14 protein-coding genes are annotated in these 16,704 nt (G+C 55.6%); 10 read left to right on the plus strand and 4 right to left on the minus strand.

Going from position 1 to position 16,704, the window contains the following annotated elements:
- Window positions 1-44 precede the first annotated feature (44 nt).
- On the plus strand, window positions 45-1,007 hold the full coding sequence (locus ACZ1HV_RS11540) for an ABC transporter permease subunit (RefSeq protein ID WP_472718156.1): 963 nt from the start codon (window positions 45-47) through the stop codon (window positions 1,005-1,007).
- A gap of 9 nt (window positions 1,008-1,016) precedes the next feature.
- Window positions 1,017-1,715, plus strand: coding sequence for an ATP-binding cassette domain-containing protein (locus ACZ1HV_RS11545; RefSeq protein WP_472718157.1), 699 nt, complete (start codon window positions 1,017-1,019; stop codon window positions 1,713-1,715).
- A 17-nt stretch (window positions 1,716-1,732) separates the two neighbouring features.
- Here ACZ1HV_RS11545 and bfr read toward each other — a convergent pair whose 3' ends face one another.
- Both bfr and ACZ1HV_RS11555 read right to left on the minus strand, forming a co-directional pair.
- Window positions 1,733-2,218, minus strand: coding sequence for a bacterioferritin (bfr, locus tag ACZ1HV_RS11550; RefSeq protein WP_298822099.1), 486 nt, complete (start codon window positions 2,216-2,218; stop codon window positions 1,733-1,735).
- Between the two features lie 14 nt (window positions 2,219-2,232).
- Window positions 2,233-2,475, minus strand: a complete 243-nt coding sequence (locus ACZ1HV_RS11555; protein WP_298822098.1) for a (2Fe-2S)-binding protein — start codon at window positions 2,473-2,475, stop codon at window positions 2,233-2,235.
- 126 nt (window positions 2,476-2,601) lie between these two features.
- Here ACZ1HV_RS11555 and ACZ1HV_RS11560 point away from each other — a divergent pair, with 126 nt between their 5' ends.
- From ACZ1HV_RS11560 to ACZ1HV_RS11570, 3 genes are all read left to right on the plus strand, one after another.
- The gene (locus ACZ1HV_RS11560; RefSeq protein ID WP_298822097.1) at window positions 2,602-3,360 is read left to right on the plus strand and encodes an SDR family oxidoreductase; all 759 of its coding nucleotides are present in this window, start codon (window positions 2,602-2,604) and stop codon (window positions 3,358-3,360) included.
- Between the two features lie 194 nt (window positions 3,361-3,554).
- Complete coding sequence (locus ACZ1HV_RS11565; RefSeq protein WP_298822096.1) at window positions 3,555-5,990, plus strand: methyl-accepting chemotaxis protein; 2,436 nt, start codon at window positions 3,555-3,557, stop codon at window positions 5,988-5,990.
- 146 nt (window positions 5,991-6,136) lie between these two features.
- The gene (locus tag ACZ1HV_RS11570; RefSeq protein ID WP_472718158.1) at window positions 6,137-7,090 is read left to right on the plus strand and encodes a class I SAM-dependent rRNA methyltransferase; all 954 of its coding nucleotides are present in this window, start codon (window positions 6,137-6,139) and stop codon (window positions 7,088-7,090) included.
- A gap of 64 nt (window positions 7,091-7,154) precedes the next feature.
- Here ACZ1HV_RS11570 and ACZ1HV_RS11575 read toward each other — a convergent pair whose 3' ends face one another.
- Both ACZ1HV_RS11575 and ACZ1HV_RS11580 read right to left on the minus strand, forming a co-directional pair.
- Window positions 7,155-10,334, minus strand: a complete 3,180-nt coding sequence (locus ACZ1HV_RS11575) for an efflux RND transporter permease subunit (protein WP_472718159.1) — start codon at window positions 10,332-10,334, stop codon at window positions 7,155-7,157.
- Between the two features lie 3 nt (window positions 10,335-10,337).
- Entirely contained in the window at window positions 10,338-11,537 is a 1,200-nt protein-coding gene (locus ACZ1HV_RS11580; RefSeq protein WP_472718160.1) for an efflux RND transporter periplasmic adaptor subunit, read from the minus strand.
- A 163-nt stretch (window positions 11,538-11,700) separates the two neighbouring features.
- Between ACZ1HV_RS11580 and ACZ1HV_RS11585 the strand changes: the two genes are divergently transcribed.
- The 5 genes from ACZ1HV_RS11585 to ACZ1HV_RS11605 all read left to right on the plus strand — a co-directional run bounded on the left by ACZ1HV_RS11585 (window position 11,701) and on the right by ACZ1HV_RS11605 (window position 16,564).
- Entirely contained in the window at window positions 11,701-12,330 is a 630-nt protein-coding gene (locus ACZ1HV_RS11585; RefSeq protein ID WP_298822092.1) for a TetR/AcrR family transcriptional regulator, read from the plus strand.
- Window positions 12,331-12,410: 80 nt separating this feature from the next.
- Complete coding sequence (locus ACZ1HV_RS11590; protein ID WP_298822091.1) at window positions 12,411-13,250, plus strand: TrmH family RNA methyltransferase; 840 nt, start codon at window positions 12,411-12,413, stop codon at window positions 13,248-13,250.
- Between the two features lie 2 nt (window positions 13,251-13,252).
- Window positions 13,253-14,110, plus strand: a complete 858-nt coding sequence (locus ACZ1HV_RS11595; protein WP_472718161.1) for an SDR family oxidoreductase — start codon at window positions 13,253-13,255, stop codon at window positions 14,108-14,110.
- Window positions 14,111-14,154: 44 nt separating this feature from the next.
- Window positions 14,155-15,960, plus strand: coding sequence for an adenylate/guanylate cyclase domain-containing protein (locus tag ACZ1HV_RS11600; RefSeq protein WP_298982798.1), 1,806 nt, complete (start codon window positions 14,155-14,157; stop codon window positions 15,958-15,960).
- A gap of 151 nt (window positions 15,961-16,111) precedes the next feature.
- Window positions 16,112-16,564 carry a YtoQ family protein gene (locus ACZ1HV_RS11605; protein WP_298960642.1) on the plus strand — a complete coding sequence of 151 codons (453 nt, stop codon included), beginning with the start codon at window positions 16,112-16,114 and terminating at the stop codon, window positions 16,562-16,564.
- Window positions 16,565-16,704 lie beyond the last annotated feature (140 nt).

The raw sequence follows: 16,704 nt of genomic DNA on the forward strand, positions 1-16,704 counted from the left end.
GGGCCGACAACTCCGCCCCCCTGGCACCTCGGCTCGTAGCCTGGATGAACGATCCCGACCTTACCAAACGCCTGATGGCATCCGCCGGAGCCCTGCTGCAGCTTGCCGTAACTCTGAGCGCACTTGTTATCTACCTATGCCTGGAGAAACTGGCGCGTGTTCTGGCACACCGCCAGTATCAAAGCGGGCATCGGTTTCGACAGGAAGGTTTCAGTCGCTTCTTCAGCCTTTTGCCGATGCTGCTGATCATCATCGTGATGGTTCTCTCGCTCTGCTTATTGGTCATTTGGTCTGCCGCAAAATCCTGGTGGTTTCCGGCCGTGTTGCCTCAGGCCTGGAGCCTGTCGAAGATGGTTGATGCTGTCCAGATGGGAAGCGGCAGTCTCGCCGCGACGCTTTTTCTTGCCGTGGTTTCCGCTTTATTGGCAACGTCGCTCACCCTCTGGCTGCTGGAGGCACGAAGCCACCGCAACCTTGCAGTCAGCAAACGGTTGAAGAGTTACATCTTTCTGCCGCTCCTTGTTCCGCAGATTGCGTTTCTCTTCGGCCTTCAAATGCTTTTTCTTTTATTTGGTTTGAGCGGAACACTCCTTGCTGTTCTGCTGTCCCATCTGATTTTTGTCTTTCCCTACGCCTTTCTCGCCTTGAGCGACCCCTGGGACCAACTCGACCCGCGTTACGCGCGTGCAGCAAGGTCTATCGGCGCACCCCGGGCAAAAGTGTTCTGGAAAATTCAATTGCCGCTGCTTCTGCGACCGGTTCTGGTTACAATTGCAGTTGCTGCCGCTGTTTCGGTTGGCCAGTACCTGCCGACACTCATGATTGGCGCTGGCCGGATTGTCACGATCACAACGGAAAGTGTTGCACTCGCAAGCGGCGGCAACCGCCAGTTTGCCTCGCTCTATGCGCTGCTTCAGCTGATTGTTCCACTCATGGGTTTTTTGTTGGCAGCTCTGGTGCCGTCCCTTGTCCACCGCAACCGCGCAGCCATGCGCCTTGGAAAATAAGTATCCACGATGATCGCACCCGACCCGGCATCCGGTCTTATCCTTCAGAACGTTTCCCTTCGCCTGAACGGATTGGTATTGCTGTCGATTGACTGTGACATTCCACCGGGCGCGATTCTTACCATCATGGGGGAGAGTGGCAGCGGCAAGTCCAGCCTGCTCAATTTCATTGCAGGCTTCCTGAAACCGGACTTTGAGGCGCAGGGAGACGTTGTCCTGCGTGGACGTAACCTGTCAAACGTTGCCTCGCAGGACCGGCACATCGGCCTCATGTTCCAATCGCCCTTGCTGTTTCCACATATGTCGGTTCTTCAGAATCTTATCTTCGCGATTCCCCCCGAAATCAAAAATCGGCAAAAACGGCGTGAACTCGCAGAACAAGCGCTTACGGACGTGGGCCTCGCCGGCTTTGGAACACGGGATCCAGCCACCTTGTCCGGCGGCCAGCAAACGCGGGTTGCCCTCATGCGCACACTGCTTGCTCAGCCAGAAGCATTGTTGCTGGACGAACCTTTTTCCAGCCTGGACCACTCACGCAGATCCGAAGTTCGAAAGCTCGTTTTTGATCTTGCCCGTAAAAACGGATTACCGGTTCTGCTCGTCACCCATGACGAGGAAGACGCACGCGCTGCCGGTGGTATGGTGCACCATCTTGGCGCAGACGAAACGAAAAACGGCTGCCCATTGACGGGGCAGCCGCAGCAATAGAAACCGATGATTGTCGACTATTCAGCCTGATCCGCCGACTTGGCCTGAAGAAGCGAATAATTGTCGATGCCGATTTGCTCGATCAGTTCCAATTGTGTTTCCAGAAAATCGATATGGCCTTCTTCATCACCGAGAAGGCGCTCGAAAAGGCTCATTGTAACGTAGTCACCGATCTCACGGCACACTTCGCGGGCTTCCTTATAAAGGGCGCGCGCCACATATTCAGCTGCCAGATCACACTCGAGACATTCCTTCAAGGACTGACCAATTCTCAGCGGGTCTAGTGTCTGAAGGTTCGGGAGCCCCTCAAGAAAGATGATCCTGTCGATCAGCTCCTGGGAATGCTGACGCTCTTCGTCGGCTTCCACCAGTTCCTTGTCTGCCAGCTTTTGGAAACCCCAGTCGGCAAGTAGCCGGGAATGCACCCAGAACTGATTGACGACAGTCAACTCATGACGAAGTGACTTGTTGAGATACTCGATAACGCGCGGATCGCCCTTCATTAGCCCTCTCCTGGCTAGCGGCTTGCTGCCCGTTTTGCGGGTGCAGGCTCGGTCTCAGACTCAGAACCCTCTTCAGAGCCTTTCTTGTGAATGATGTCAATGACAGAAGGAAAGCAGCTGCCGCACTTTGGCCGGCACCCCAGGTGACGAAACACAGCACCCGGCGTCGGCACTTTCCCATTCGGATCCGCACGCATTTCCTCCGCAGCTTCGCGAAGCTGCTTTTCGGACAGAATGTTACATGAGCAAATGATCATTGCAGGATCCGGTGCATGTCCTCATATTGGGACATATTGGCATGGACGATTTCCAGCGCAATAACTAAACTCAACTATAAAAGTCAACTTTTTCTGAGCCTTCTGTACTCCGGCTAAGGACACGGTATGAGCGTCAACGAAGCAAACGACACCCGCCCTACACTTGTCCTGACCGGAGCCAGTCGTGGCATCGGCCATGCGACTGTGAAAAAATTCTCGTCAGAAGGCTGGCGGGTCATCACCTGTTCCCGCCAGGCCTTCTCCGACAAATGCCCGTGGCCCATGGGACCGGAGGACCATATTCAGGTTGACCTGTCCGACCCTGAAAATCTTGGGTACGCAACACAGGAAATCCGCAAAAGGCTTGAGGCCAACGGCTCCAGATTGAATGCACTTGTCAACAATGCCGGTATCAGTCCCAAGGGGCCCGAAGGCGAGCGCCTCAATTCCCTCTCAACCGCCATGCATGAATGGCGCACTGTTTTTCAGGTCAACTTCTTCGCACCTATTCTGCTTGCCCGAGGTTTGTTTGAGGAGCTGAAGAGCACAAAGGGATCCGTTGTGAACGTAACCTCGATTGCAGGCATGCGGGTTCATCCATTCGCCGGCACCGCCTATGCGACTTCAAAGGCTGCGCTCGCATCGCTGACCCGGGAGATGGCCTCGGACTTCGGACCTTATGGTATTCGCGTCAATGCCATTGCACCGGGGGAAATCGATACTTCGATCCTGTCACCCGGAACGGAAAAGCTCATTGAGGATATACCTCTGCGCCGGCTTGGCCGAACGGAGGAAGTTGCCGATACGATCTTCTATCTGTGTTCTGAAAGCTCGTCTTATGTCAGCGGCTCCGAAATACACATAAACGGCGGGCAGCATGTATAAACTTGGAACACACTCTTAAATTGATTTATTTGATCAATATAAGAAACAATCCTGTGCAGATTCGTTTAGAATCCTGAATTATTATTTTAATCTAGGAAAGACCTGCATCTCCGAAGAGGATTTACCTAATATTCATTGCCCCGCGTAATAGTGCCTAAACAATTATGCTGATTATCCAGCTGTGTGGGGATCAAATGAATCGAATTCTGAAAATTCTGGTCGACCTGAAATTCGGGTTCAAGGTCGGCGGAGGTTTTCTGGCTGTGCTGCTGCTAACCGCGGTGGTAGGCGGTGTCGGTTTCCTGGCATTGCATAAGCTTTCATCCCGTTTTGTCGTGGCAGATCTTGCGGCGCAGGTCGCAAGCCAGGTGCAGGCGACGTCGCTTGAACGCGAAGACTACCTCAACAATCCGACTTCGGAACTTGGCCAGTCCGTGAGCAGCAAGATTGTTGAACTCAAGAAGTCTCTCGATGTCCTGTCGACAGAGGTCGCCAACGACCCGCAGGCAGCAAGCCAGCTTGCCGGCGCGCAAGAAGCGGTCGCAGAGTTTGCAACCACCTTCGGTCAAGTTGTCGATGAGACCAAACAGCAGGCCGAACGTCTGGCGACGCTTCAAAAGAGCACCGACGATCTGGGCGCACTTGCCGCAGTCATTACCGACGCTGTTTTGACAGAAGAAAAACAGGTCAGTGCCGAGGCATTCTCGGCCGATGGACGGCTGGATGATGCCAATCAGCTTGAAAGAGGCGTTTTCACACTCAAAGACGATGTCGTGAAAATTCACATGTTCTACCTGAAGGGTAGCGGCAACATTGAAGGTGATGACCTGACCGCTTCCATTGGAATTGCGCGCGGGCTCGTCAGCGACACCAAGCAGATGAAGTACAAGCAGATCGAGGGCATCGACAGCAAAACCGTCAGCAAACTGGCGGCGCAGGCCAAAAACCTGCTTGTCTCGCTCGAAAAGCTGACAACCGATCTTGGTTTTTCGGAAGGTTATGAGGCTCGTCTGGCAGTCGGCACGAATATTGAAGGCATGGATGTCCTGACAAATGAAATCCTGGGTCAGGTCAACCCGGTTGTCTCAAAGGCCAAAACAGATGCCCTGACAGCTGCAACGCGCCTTGCGACCATCCGGACGATTGCCGACAAGGCCACCAACCTGAACCAGCTATCGATTGGAGCGCGTGCAGAAACGCTGTTGCTCTTCGGCGCCTTTGGCACCACCGACCCGACGAAGGTTGAAGAAAGCATCGCCGGTCTTTCCAAACTGGAAGCAGACCTGGTCAAGTACTCCAAGGTATTGCCAGCTGCGGCCGACGCAATCAATGCAATTCCGACATCGATCGCGACCCTGGACAAATCGTTCATGGAAATGCGCGCCACGAAGGAGAGCCTCGCAGGTCAAAGAAAGCAACTCGACAACCTGACCCGTAAGGTCAGTGCCGACATCTCGGCGATTTCCGAAGTTCAGTCCGAGCAGGCCAAGACTGCATCGAGCTCGGCGGAAGTCCAGATTGCCATTACCATCCTGCTTGCCATTCTCGGCGGCATCGGACTTGCCTTTGTACTCAACCTTGCGATCACACGCCCGATCCGCACCATTACCAACGTGATGGCACGCCTGGCCGATGGCGACAATGAAGTGCACATTCCGGGCCTCGACCGTGGTGACGAAATCGGCGACATGAGCCGTACCGTCCAGGTTTTCCGTGACAACGCCGTTGAACGCGCAGAACTTCAGGCACACAATGCCAACGAAGAAGCCTCTCGCCAGGAGCGTCAGCAGCGCATTGACAACCTGATCCAGAGCTTCCGCTCCACGGCTGAAGACGCACTTGGGTCTGTCGAAGCAACGGCCGGCAGCCTGGACTCAACTGCACAGGCGTTGACCGAAATCGCGCGCGACAGCGCAGGTTATGCCTCCGAAACGCAGTCGGCCTCCAATGAGACGACCAACAATGTGCAGACCGTTGCGAGCGCAGCAGAAGAACTCGCGGCATCGATTGGTGAGATATCCCGCCAGGTTTCTCAGACTACCGAGATCGTCGACCGGGCAACCACAGGCACTCGGGTCACCAACGAAAAGGTTGAAGGTCTGGCAGAAGCTGCCAACAAGATCGGTGAAGTCGTGACGCTTATTCAGGCGATCGCGGAACAGACCAATCTGCTCGCACTCAACGCGACCATCGAAGCTGCCCGCGCTGGTGAAGCCGGCAAGGGTTTTGCGGTCGTTGCCGCTGAAGTCAAGGAACTTGCGACCCAGACGTCAAAGGCAACCGAAGAAATCAGCTCGCAGATCACAGAAATCCAGAACGCGACCAAGGAATCTGTCGTTGCCATCGGCGAAATCGCCGAGACGATGACGGAAGTCAACTCCTACACCACTGCGATCGCCTCGGCCGTGGAGCAACAAGGTGCGGCCACTGCGGAAATTTCGCAGAACGTCCAGCGCGCTGCAGAAGGCACGGGTGCAGTGTCCTCGTCCATGTCGGAGCTGTCACAGGCGGTCGATCAAACGTCCTCCTCGGCCGACATGGTTCTATCGGCTTCCGGTGAACTGACTGAGAAGACGGGCGAACTGAAACAGGAAGTCGAACAGTTCCTATCGGAAGTGGCCGCGGCCTGATTTCAATTGCATTTCCTGAAAAGGGTCGGAAGCGCAAGTCGCTTCCGACCCTTTTTTCATTTTCGGGCGCTCGTCAGGCGTTGACCTTGGCGCGATACGCGACTAAGGCGGAAAGCCTCCTTTCATCTGACGTCAGAGAGACAAAAGTGGCGGACCAGACCAACGCCTCCTCCTTTGCCCCGACCGGCAAGCCCCCGAGTCAGTCCTGGCCAGTTGTTTTGGAAACAAACGGCTGGAAGGACTACAAACTCCTCGACATGGGCAGCGGCCAAAAGCTGGAGCGTTATGGCCGGTTCACAATCGTGCGGCCGGAACCGCAGGCCATGGGTGCGCGGCGCCTGAAGGATACCTCCTGGGACCGTGCAGACGCTGTCTTTTCAGGTGACACGGAAGAAGAGGGACCCGGCCGCTGGAAATTTTCCGGCAATGTTCCGGAAACATGGGAAATGTCATTTGGTCCGGTGCGATACAATGGCCGTTTCATGTCATTTCGGCATGTTGGCGTCTTCCCCGAACAAGCCGCGCATTGGGATTGGGTCAACAGCAAAGTTCGCGCAGAGAAGAAACGTTCTCCGGATAAGCCGCTGAAAATCCTGAACCTCTTTGGATATACCGGTCTGGCATCGCTCTTGCCGGCAACGGAGGGTGCCCAGGTAACCCATGTGGACGCTTCCAAGAAGGCGATCGGATACGCAAGGGAAAACCAGGCCCTATCCGAACTTGAAGACCTCCCGATCCGCTGGATTTGCGAAGACGCGTCCAAGTTCGTTGCCCGCGAAGTCCGCCGCGGCAACACCTATGACGGTATCATCCTGGACCCGCCGAAATATGGCCGGGGGCCCAAGGGCGAAGTTTGGGACCTTTACACCAGTTTGCCCGGGATGCTGAGCGACTTGCAGAAGCTGCTGAGCGACGATGCTCTCTTCATGATATTGACGGCCTACGCCATTCGCTCCAGCTTTGTCTCCATTCACGAGCTGATGGCAGAAACGCTTGATGCCCAGGGCGGCTTGCTGGAATCGGGCGAACTCGTCATCCGCGAAGAGACCGGCAACCGCGCCCTGTCGACGTCGCTCTTTTCGCGTTGGAGCAGTCGTTAGACAAACGCCGGAAAATAGAGTTTCCATCGCGCCGTCACTTGAGATCGCGTTTCTTCGTTACATCTTACTCTGCTGCGACCGAGACCTGACGATTGTCGTTGCTCCAGTTTGAAGCCAGGCCATCCGGGCTCTGTTCGTCCGTGTGCGGCCCTCCGATTGCATTCTTGATAGACGCCTTCCGCCGGGCGTAGACCAACGCGAACATGGGAGGTGCAAAATAGAACGAGATTACCGTCGACAGCAGAACACCACCGGCAATGGACATGGCAAAAGGTGGCCAGAAGCCGCCTCCATCCAGGATTAATGGAAGGAAACCGCCAAAGGTTGTCAGCGTGGTGGAAACGATGTGACGACTGGATCCCATTACGACGTCAACCATAGCCTCGCTGTCGCCGTTCACCGCGTTCTGGTTCTGCTGCATCCCGGTCAGAATGATGATCGCGGCATTGATCGACACGCCGATCGAGCCAATCACACCAATGATCGCATTGATGCCGAAAGGGTATTGAAAGACGGCAAGTGAGAGAATGCTCAGGCCCGCCGACAAAATGGCGACCATGAAGGTCACTACGGACAGACGGAACGAGTTGAACGTCAAGACAATCGCAGCAATGGACAAGGGAACGATGAGGCCCAGCGATCCGATAAGATTTGTCAGCGTTTCATTGCGCGCATCGGAATCGCCGCCGGTTTCAATCCGGTATCCGTCAGGCAGGGAATACCCTGCTGCATCCATCCGGGCCTGCAGGGTCTTGAGGGCTTCTTCCGGAAGCACGCCATATTGAACGAAGGCCTGTATCGTGTTGGTGCGTTCGCCGTTGCGGCGGTTGATCTGTCCCTCAGAGGGTTCAATGCGGATATCTGCAATCGCAGAAAGCGGCACACCTTCATAGTCCGCTTCTCCCGACACTCCGCCTGAGGGGAGCAACGGCAAGCTGGTAATCTCTGCGAGGCTGCCCCGCGCTTCATCGCCAATTCGGACCCTGATCGGAAGTTCTTCCGTGCTTTCGATCAAGCTTCCACCGGTTGCTCCTTCAAGGGTCGCCTCCAACTGGCGTGCGACGTCCGACAGTCCAAGACCAACAAGGCGGGCCTTGTCTTCGTTGACTTCAAACTTCAGCTTGGGCGCTCCACCGTCCAGTGTCGTCCTGACGACCGTGATCTCGTCGACATTAGCGGCCAGCTGTCGAATGGCGTCTCCCTGCTCCCGCAGAACCTCAAGCGATGTCCCCACCAACCGCAATTCGACAGGCGCATCAACAGGCGGTCCCTGCACCAGGTCACGCACCAGAATGCGCGCTTCAGGAAAACGGCTAGAAAGATCCGCCTGAAGCTTTGGCACCAGATTCGTTGTGGCTTCAGCCGAGCTTGACGTGACCAGGGCTTGCGCAAACGCGGGCGCCCGGTCCCGGCTACCGACGATGTTGTAGTAAAAAGCCGGCGCACTTTTGCCGACCACCCAGGAAACCTGTTCAACGCCGTCAGTGGTGGACAGAAAACGGTCGATTTCAAGCGCCGTGGCCGAGGTTTGAGCGATCGCTGTTCCGTCAGCAAGTTCAACCTCGATATGAAACTGGTCCCTGTCGACGCCCGGGAAAAACTGTGCGGTCAAGGTGGGCATGCTCAGAAAGCCGACAACAGGCAGTATGAGCGCATAGGCAACGGAGCTCGCCGGGTTTCGCATAGCCAGCTTCAGCGAGTACCGAAAGGGTACAGACACAATCGACAGCAGCCGAAGCGACTTCTTCTTTTTGCTTCCACCGCCGGCAGGCAGTACCCAGCCGGCAATTGCCGCCGTCAACGTTACGGCCACGACAAAGGACCAGAGCAGCATCACGATTACCGCAATTGCAATGGAGCCGACGAAGTCGCCTGGAGGCCCCGGCAAGAGGACCATGGGCATGAAGGAAAGAGCGGTGGTCACCGTGGAGGCAAGGAGCGGCGCAAACAGACGGCGAACCGCCTTGCCGACGGCCTCTCGCCGCGACAAGCCTTTGTCCAGAGCCTGACCGATTTCGTCCGTCATCACGATACCGGCGTCAACCAGCAACCCCAGAGCAACGATCATTCCCGTCAAAGACATCTGGTGCAGGGGCAAGCCAATCATGCTCATAGTCGAAAACGAGGCGAGGGAAACGACCGGCAAAACCATGGCGACGATCAAGGCAGAACGCATTCCCATTGTCACCAGCAACACGACCACCACCAGCGACATGCCGATGGCAATGTTGACGCCCACGTTCGACAGGCGATTGATGGTGTAAGTGCTTTGATCGAATACCAGGCGGTGTTCGATGGAATACGGCATGTCGCGTTCAAACTGTGTGAGCCTGTCCCGGACCCGCCCCATCCAGGTGTCGACCTGCAGTCCGTCAGAAATCTTGGCAGCAATCAACAACGCAGGACGGCCATCCGAATAGGCCTGTTCCTCGGCAGGCTGCCGGATTCCCTTGCTCACACTCGCAATATCGCCAATTCGTGTAACAATTCCCGAAGTGCCTGTGGAAACCGGGATCTGGCGAATGCGGTCGAGGGTAGCGATTTCGCCCTCAACCTCGATCAGGAATTCTTGCTCGGAATTGCGCAGGCGACCGGCCTGCACCTTGGCATCCGCCGCATTGATCGCCGAAGAGACCTGATCCGCCGTCAACGAAAGTGATGTCAGCAGGGCCGGGTCGATCCGAACCAGAATTTCCTCATCGATGCCCCCGAAAATCTCAACCTGTTTTGTCCCCGGCGCATTCCGCAAAATGTCGGAGAGCGTTTCGGCATAGCGCAGCATGACCGCCTGGCTGACATTGTCATGTTTGGGGATGAGCGCACTGATCGACGCGAAGGCCCCTGCACCTTCCGTGTCAAACTCTGGCTCCTGTACACTTTGCGGAAACTCCCGTGTCGCATCTGAAATCTTGTCACGGATTTCGGACCAGGTCTGTTCGATCACCTCTTCCGACAAGGTATCGAGCAATTCGATCTGGATGATCGAAATCGACGAACCGGAAGTGGACTCGATCACATCGATCTCTTCCACTTCTCTCAATTCCTCTTCAATCTTTTCCGTCACCAACGCTTCGACACGTGCGGGATCAGCACCGGGATAGACTGTCGTAACCGTGGCAAAGATGTTGGTGATTGTCGGGTCTTCTTGGCGTCCGATACCGACAAGTGCAGACAGCCCCGCCGCGACGATGACAAGAATGGTGAGAGCGACCAGTCGCGGCTGACGAAAGAACAGCGTTTCCATCGTTTAGACCCCATCTGACCCAAGACGGACCAACTGGCCGGTGACGACCCTGTGCACCCCCACAGCGACGATTTTGCTGTTTCTGGAAAGCGTGCCGCGGACAAATGAGCGGCCTCTATCCGCATGGATCACCTCAACCGCCTCGCGCGCGATCTTGTAGTCCGGCACAGCAACTTCCGAAGACCGGGGGACGACGGTTAAAAGCGTCCAGAGGCCTCGCGGACCTTCTTTAAGGGCCGTCGTCGGCACCCAGTAACCTTCGGTTTGGATCCACTCCGTCAGAGTAAGCTCAGCCAGCCTGCCGAAACCCGGGGCGGCGGCGCTGCCCTTGAGTTCGAACAAGGACTCAATTGTCCGCGTGCGCGTCTCCAGATCCGGTCTAAGGCCGGACAGTACAGCAGTGTAATTCTCATCTCCGATACGGATTTTGTAGGTGTCTTCTTCCTGAAGCTGATCAACCACTTCCGGCGCCAATCCAATCCGGACGGTTGGGCGGGCGCTTTCAAGCACGCGCAAGACCGCTTGACCCGGCGACACGGTTGCTCCTTCGTCAAGCAGGCGTTCGCCGATATTGCCGTCAAAGGGTGCCCGCAGAACCGATTTGTCCAGACTGATTTCGATTGTCTCGATTGAAGCATCTATCTGGGCAAGGGAAGCGTCCAACCGGCTGAGTGTCAGCCTTGCCTCGTCCAGCACCTGGTCGCTTACATGTCCGGAGACCCGCAACTTGCTTCGGCGGTCGAGCGTCAATTGGGCCAGTTCCCGGTCACTTTCGGTCGCTTGACGATTGGCTTGCTGCCGACGGAGCTCTGCTTTGAGCGATCGGATGTCCAGCACCGCGATGATATCGCCCTTTTGAACGCTGCCGCCCTCGTCCACCCGAATTTCGCGAACCGTTCCGGACAATTCAAATCCGAGGTCCGTCCTGCGCGCCGGCTCCAGCCGTCCGACGAAACTGCGTGTGACGTCGTATCCTGTCTGAAAGTCCGGATTGATCGTGGTCACTTCAGTGAGAGGTGCCGCTTCGACGACCGGTCTTTCCTCTGCCCGCATCTGGATTGTCGTGACACCAACAACCACAGCAACAGCCGCCAGTCCGAGATTGACGGTAAATGTCGCCAGACTTGCAAATCCCCGAGCGAAGAGACGAATACGGCCGGTCTTATGCGTTCCAGCATCCCGCTCATGAATTGTTCCCGACATGCCGCGCCCTCACCTTTCGTCCGATTTTCGCGTCTTGCAATCTGCGTTCGCGCGGACAAATGCCCGAATGTGAACACTACTAACTATGTTACTATTGTTAACATATGTTAGAAGAATTAACTTCCGCAAGAGGATTCGCCGCAAAAATTTTGAAGCATTGAGAATGACCGGAAAAAAAATTCAGAAGAAAAGCGCCTATCATCATGGCGACTTACGCGGTCAACTGATTGCTGCTGCGAGGCGGTTGATCGAAGAACACGGCCCCGACGGGTTCTCAATGTCGGACGCCTGCCGTCTGGCGGGGGTCAGTACAGCAGCGCCTTACCGGCATTTTTCCTCCAAAAACGACCTTTTGACGGATGTCGCCAAAGACGGCCTTCAGCGTCTTGGAGCGGAGATGGAGCAAAGCGCTTCAGAACACCCGCGCGGTTCCATCGAATCGATCTCTGCAATCGGCCGGGTTTACGTGGCATTCGCAATACGGGAGCCGCATACGTTTCGTCTCATGTTCAGCACCAGAAGCCATTCGGGACGGATAGAGGAACTCAAACAGGTTGGACGCGGTTGCTATGGTGTGCTGCTTGCGGAGGTCGCGCGCTATCTTGGGGAAGACGACATCACCGAGTGGGTCATCAAGACAGCATTTCCTCTTTGGACGCAGGTCCACGGACTGTCCTTTCTGGCGATTGACGGCAAGCTGGATGTGACGTCGTTTCCAGTAGACATCAACGATGCGGTTTTGCTGGCGACACAGAGACTGCTTCCGCCACAAGATGAGCGCCAAAAACCTTGACCCGAAAAGGGCCAGCGCATACTCCAGCTTAACTTGTTCAATTTCCGTCCCTGGCTCCAGTTGAGCTCCCGGAGCAAAGAATGCCACAATCCGGCAAACCTCAGCGCATCGGCGCGGTGAAGCAGATCACCAGCCACTCCAATCCGATTGTCAAGGAAATCAAAGGGCTCGTCGCCCAACGCAAACATCGCAGCCAGTCGGGCATGTTTGTTGCCGAAGGGCTGAAGCTGGCAACCGATGCACTGGAAGCAGGTTGGGATGTTCGCTATCTCGCTCTTGGTCCGGAAGCGCGTGACAACCCCATTGCACAAAAAGCAGCGGCAACCGCCAAGGCACGCGGAGCGCTGATCCTGGAAGTTTCAACGGCTGTCATGTCTGCCATGACGCGCAAGGACAATCCTCAAATGGTTGTTGGCGTCTACGGGCAAAAGATCCTTTCAGCCGGGGAAATTGACTCGAAGGGTTCAAGCATTTGGGTCGCACTTGACCGGATACGAGACCCGGGCAATCTCGGCACGATCATTCGCACGGTTGATGCGGTCGGCGGTTCGGGTGTCATGCTGGTTGGTGATTGCACTGATCCCTTTGCGGTTGAAGCGGTGCGCGCCACCATGGGTTCGCTCTTTCACGTGCCTCTGGCCCGGATGACCAAGGAAGAATTCAAAACCCTGGCGGGCAAATGGCCAGGCACCGTTGCGGCGACGCACCTGAAAGGTTCTGTCGACTATCGGACGCCGGACTACACTGAGCCGGCGCTTCTTGTCATGGGCAATGAGCAGAAGGGACTGGAGGACGACATGGCGGATGCCTGTTCGACGTTGATCCGAATTCCTCAGGTCGGTCAGGCTGACAGTTTGAACCTCGCCGTTGCGACCGGCATTGCCCTTTACGAAGTTCGCCGCAAGCATCTGGAGTTATGACCATGCGCCTTTTTGTTTTCGGTGTCGGCTTTTCCTCAAAGGCCTTCATCGAAGAGACACGGGATCAGTTTGACTGGATCGGCGGCACCACTCGGTCTGTCGAAAAGGCGGAAGCTCTCAAGGCGGCCGGCATCGAACCTTTCCTATTCGATGGGACGACCCAAGGCGAAGGCATTGCTGAAGCGCTTGCATCGGCGACACATGTCCTTGTTTCCATCGGACCGAATGATGCCGGAGATCCCGTGCTGAACTTGCACGGCGAAGATGTTGCCGCCGGTCGACCGGAATGGATCGGATATCTCTCCACCGTTGGCGTATACGGCAATCACGATGGCGACTGGGTAAATGAGGACACTCCGTGCAAGCCGGTTTCGAAAAGATCCGTACAAAGGGTCGCGGCGGAAAACGCATGGCTGGAATTTGCGGGATCGAACGATTGTCCCGTTCAGGTTTTTCGTCTTTCGGGAATCTACGGCCCAGGCCGAAATGCGTTTGAAAACTTCCGGAAAGGCAAGGCCCGCCGCCTTGTCAAGGCGGGCCAGGTGTTCAACCGCATTCATGTTTCCGACATTGCAGGTGCGGTGTCGCTTGCCATGGCAAATCCTGTAACTCGGATTTACAATGTTACGGATGACGAACCCGCTCCGCCTCAGGATGTGGTCACCTTTGCGGCAGAGCTTCTTGGGATTGAGCCTCCCCCTGAGATTCCCTTCGAGACCGCGGACCTGACACCCATGGCGCGCTCCTTTTATGGCGAAAACAAAAGGGTTTCCAATCAGCGCATAAAGGACGAGCTTGGGTATTCCTTCCGCTTTCCCAACTATCGTGTCGCGCTCCGGGATCTGCACGCCTATATTTAGGTATTATTGCCAGCCGTCAGCTGTGCCGATGGAGGATCTGTCTGATGCGTATTGCCTGGAAGATATTCGGCATTTCCCTCATAGTTTTCGCTGTTATGGCCGCCGCTGCGGCGTTCTCGATCTACAAGATTTTCGAGATCAACACCGAACTGCAACTGATTTCGAAGGTCTATTCGCCGCTGCGCAACGAAATTGCGCAAATTGAAGTCGTGACGCTTCAGGAAGAAATCGATCTGGAACGCGCCGAGAAGTATCAGGCGGAGTTGCGGGCGGACCGGTTGGAAGTTCTCAGTTACGACAAGTCTGCCGAAGAAATTGATGCGCTTTTGCAAAATCACCCCGAGCTTCAAACCAGAATAAAGCATCTCGAAGAACGGCTTGCCGAGGATTTCGCTAGGTTCGAGGAACACGCCAACAAGGTGGAAGACCTGCTGAAATCAGCGGAGGCACGTGTCAAAGCTGCGCAGGATCAGTCGGCTTCGCTGCAGGACAAGCTGGAACTTGCGGCGCTATATCCAGCGCTTGTGGCCATCGAAACACAGCATAACAATTTCCATACGCATGCATCGACCCTCGTGAATACGGCCGACTTGCCTCCGGCAACACGCGAAAAACTGGAACAACAGCTTGAGCAGGAGGAGGACAAGCTGACAGCGCATCTCGACGAGCTGCACAAGCATGTCAACCAGTTCACCGACCAGGCGATCACCACGGCAGCGCTTCACGAACAACAGGCCCTTTACGCGAGTATCGCCGCAACAGCCTCGGGCGGAGCCCTGGCATTGCTGCTCTCGTCTCTCGTGATCTCCGGCATTCTGCGGCCCATGAAGCTTCTGACTTTGAGTGCAAAGCGCGTTGAGCAAGGAGACTTCAGTGTCGAGCTGGAGCCGCGTTCACAAGACGAAATCGGCACACTGACCCGCAGCTTCAACACCATGGTGGATGGGCTGCGGTCGACGCAGAAGATCAAGGATACCTTCGGGCAATATCTGGACCCTCGCGTCGTGTCCGGCCTGATTGCCGATCATGAAGATGCAACGGCTGGTGAGAAGAAAATTGTAACGGCCTATTTTTCGGACCTGGCGGATTTCACGAGCATTTCCGAGCAGTTCACCCCGTCTGGCCTTGTTCGGGTGCTCAACCGATATCTGGATTTGATGTCTTCGGAAATCACGGATAGGCAGGGTGTGATCGACAAGTATATCGGTGACGCGATCATGGCTTTCTGGGCACAACCGTTTTGTGATGATGGCGGACAGGCGACGCTCGCGCTGGAGAGCGCGCTCCGCAATATCGAGCACATGCAGGCTTTCCAGGAGGAACTGCCGGAATTGACCGGACTTCAGAAAAACCTGCCCCAGATCAGACAGCGTATCGGAATTGCAACCGGAGATGCGGTCATCGGGTCGATCGGATCGGAGAAAACCAAGAACTACACCATCATGGGTGACACGGTGAACCTCGGCGCCCGCCTCGAAAGTGCCAACAAGATCTACGGCACCCAGTTGCTGGTCTGCCAAAGGACACGCGATACAGCATCCGGCATCGAATTCAGGGCCGTCGACAGGATCCAGGTAAAGGGCAAGACCGAACCGACCAGTGTCTTTACCGCCCTGGCGCGTTCAAAGGACATGACCCCTGCCCTGAAAGAGCTGCAGACCACATCCGAAGAGGCCCTTCACGCATTCGCTGCCGGTCTTTGGAGTGACGCGCACAAGCTTTTTGCAACCATACTTGCCAAAGATCCCGACGACAGAATTGCGCGGGTGTTCCTGAACCGGCTTCAGATCATCGAAACTCAGGGAGTTCCTGACAGGTGGGATGGCGTCTGGCATCTGACTTCAAAATAGCTGCGATTTCGAAATGACTGGTGTCGGGTTGGGAAAAGGCACCTTTGCCCAAGTCCCAAATGCACTTGACGGCCGCATCAATGCTCCCCAGCTTGAATGCACGGCTAACCACCTTTCGACACTTAACTCAAATTCTTGAGCGGACAAAATCATGAGCAATTGGAACGTCTATCTTTCGGGTGAGATTCATACAGACTGGCGCGACCAGATTGTGGAAGGGGTCAAGGCGCTTGGCCTCCCGGTCACCTTTTCCGCTCCGGTAACCGATCATGCTGCCAGCGACGATTGCGGTGCCAGCATCTTGGGCGGGGAAGACAAGAAATTCTGGTATGATCACAAGGGTGCGAAGGTAAACGCTATTCGAACCCGAACACTCATCGAGAAGGCGGATGTTGTCGTTGTTCGCTTCGGTGACAAGTACAAACAATGGAATGCGGCGTTCGATGCAGGATACGCTTCAGCGCTCGGCAAGTCACTTGTGGTGATGCACGACCCGTCGTTGACACATCCGTTGAAAGAGGTTGATGCCGCAGCACTCGCAGTGACCGAAACGCCGGCGCAAGTTGTCGATATTCTGCAATATGTTATCTTGGGCAAGCTGTAGGCCTGCCTTGACATTAATTATTTAGTTACCATACTAATAGAAGCTATGTATTAGCCCGCGCACATTAGCCGGGCAAAAGATCCCTTCCTTATCGGAACTGCAATTCGATGGAAAGCGGTCCTATTAGACTGCGCCACCGG

This window comes from Roseibium sp. JB4-4 (genome assembly GCF_055693425.1).

What these genes read in the sequence shown, in the direction of transcription:
- ACZ1HV_RS11540 (WP_472718156.1), top strand. Translation starts at nt 45, where the DNA reads ATGAACGATCCCGACCTTACCAAACGCCTGATGGCATCCGCCGGAGCC.
- ACZ1HV_RS11545 (WP_472718157.1), top strand. Translation starts at nt 1,017, where the DNA reads ATGATCGCACCCGACCCGGCATCCGGTCTTATCCTTCAGAACGTTTCC.
- bfr (WP_298822099.1), bottom strand. Translation starts at nt 2,218, where the DNA reads ATGAAGGGCGATCCGCGCGTTATCGAGTATCTCAACAAGTCACTTCGT.
- ACZ1HV_RS11555 (WP_298822098.1), bottom strand. Translation starts at nt 2,475, where the DNA reads ATGATCATTTGCTCATGTAACATTCTGTCCGAAAAGCAGCTTCGCGAA.
- ACZ1HV_RS11560 (WP_298822097.1), top strand. Translation starts at nt 2,602, where the DNA reads ATGAGCGTCAACGAAGCAAACGACACCCGCCCTACACTTGTCCTGACC.
- ACZ1HV_RS11565 (WP_298822096.1), top strand. Translation starts at nt 3,555, where the DNA reads ATGAATCGAATTCTGAAAATTCTGGTCGACCTGAAATTCGGGTTCAAG.
- ACZ1HV_RS11575 (WP_472718159.1), bottom strand. Translation starts at nt 10,334, where the DNA reads ATGGAAACGCTGTTCTTTCGTCAGCCGCGACTGGTCGCTCTCACCATT.
- ACZ1HV_RS11580 (WP_472718160.1), bottom strand. Translation starts at nt 11,537, where the DNA reads ATGTCGGGAACAATTCATGAGCGGGATGCTGGAACGCATAAGACCGGC.
- ACZ1HV_RS11585 (WP_298822092.1), top strand. Translation starts at nt 11,701, where the DNA reads ATGACCGGAAAAAAAATTCAGAAGAAAAGCGCCTATCATCATGGCGAC.
- ACZ1HV_RS11590 (WP_298822091.1), top strand. Translation starts at nt 12,411, where the DNA reads ATGCCACAATCCGGCAAACCTCAGCGCATCGGCGCGGTGAAGCAGATC.
- ACZ1HV_RS11595 (WP_472718161.1), top strand. Translation starts at nt 13,253, where the DNA reads ATGCGCCTTTTTGTTTTCGGTGTCGGCTTTTCCTCAAAGGCCTTCATC.
- ACZ1HV_RS11600 (WP_298982798.1), top strand. Translation starts at nt 14,155, where the DNA reads ATGCGTATTGCCTGGAAGATATTCGGCATTTCCCTCATAGTTTTCGCT.
- ACZ1HV_RS11605 (WP_298960642.1), top strand. Translation starts at nt 16,112, where the DNA reads ATGAGCAATTGGAACGTCTATCTTTCGGGTGAGATTCATACAGACTGG.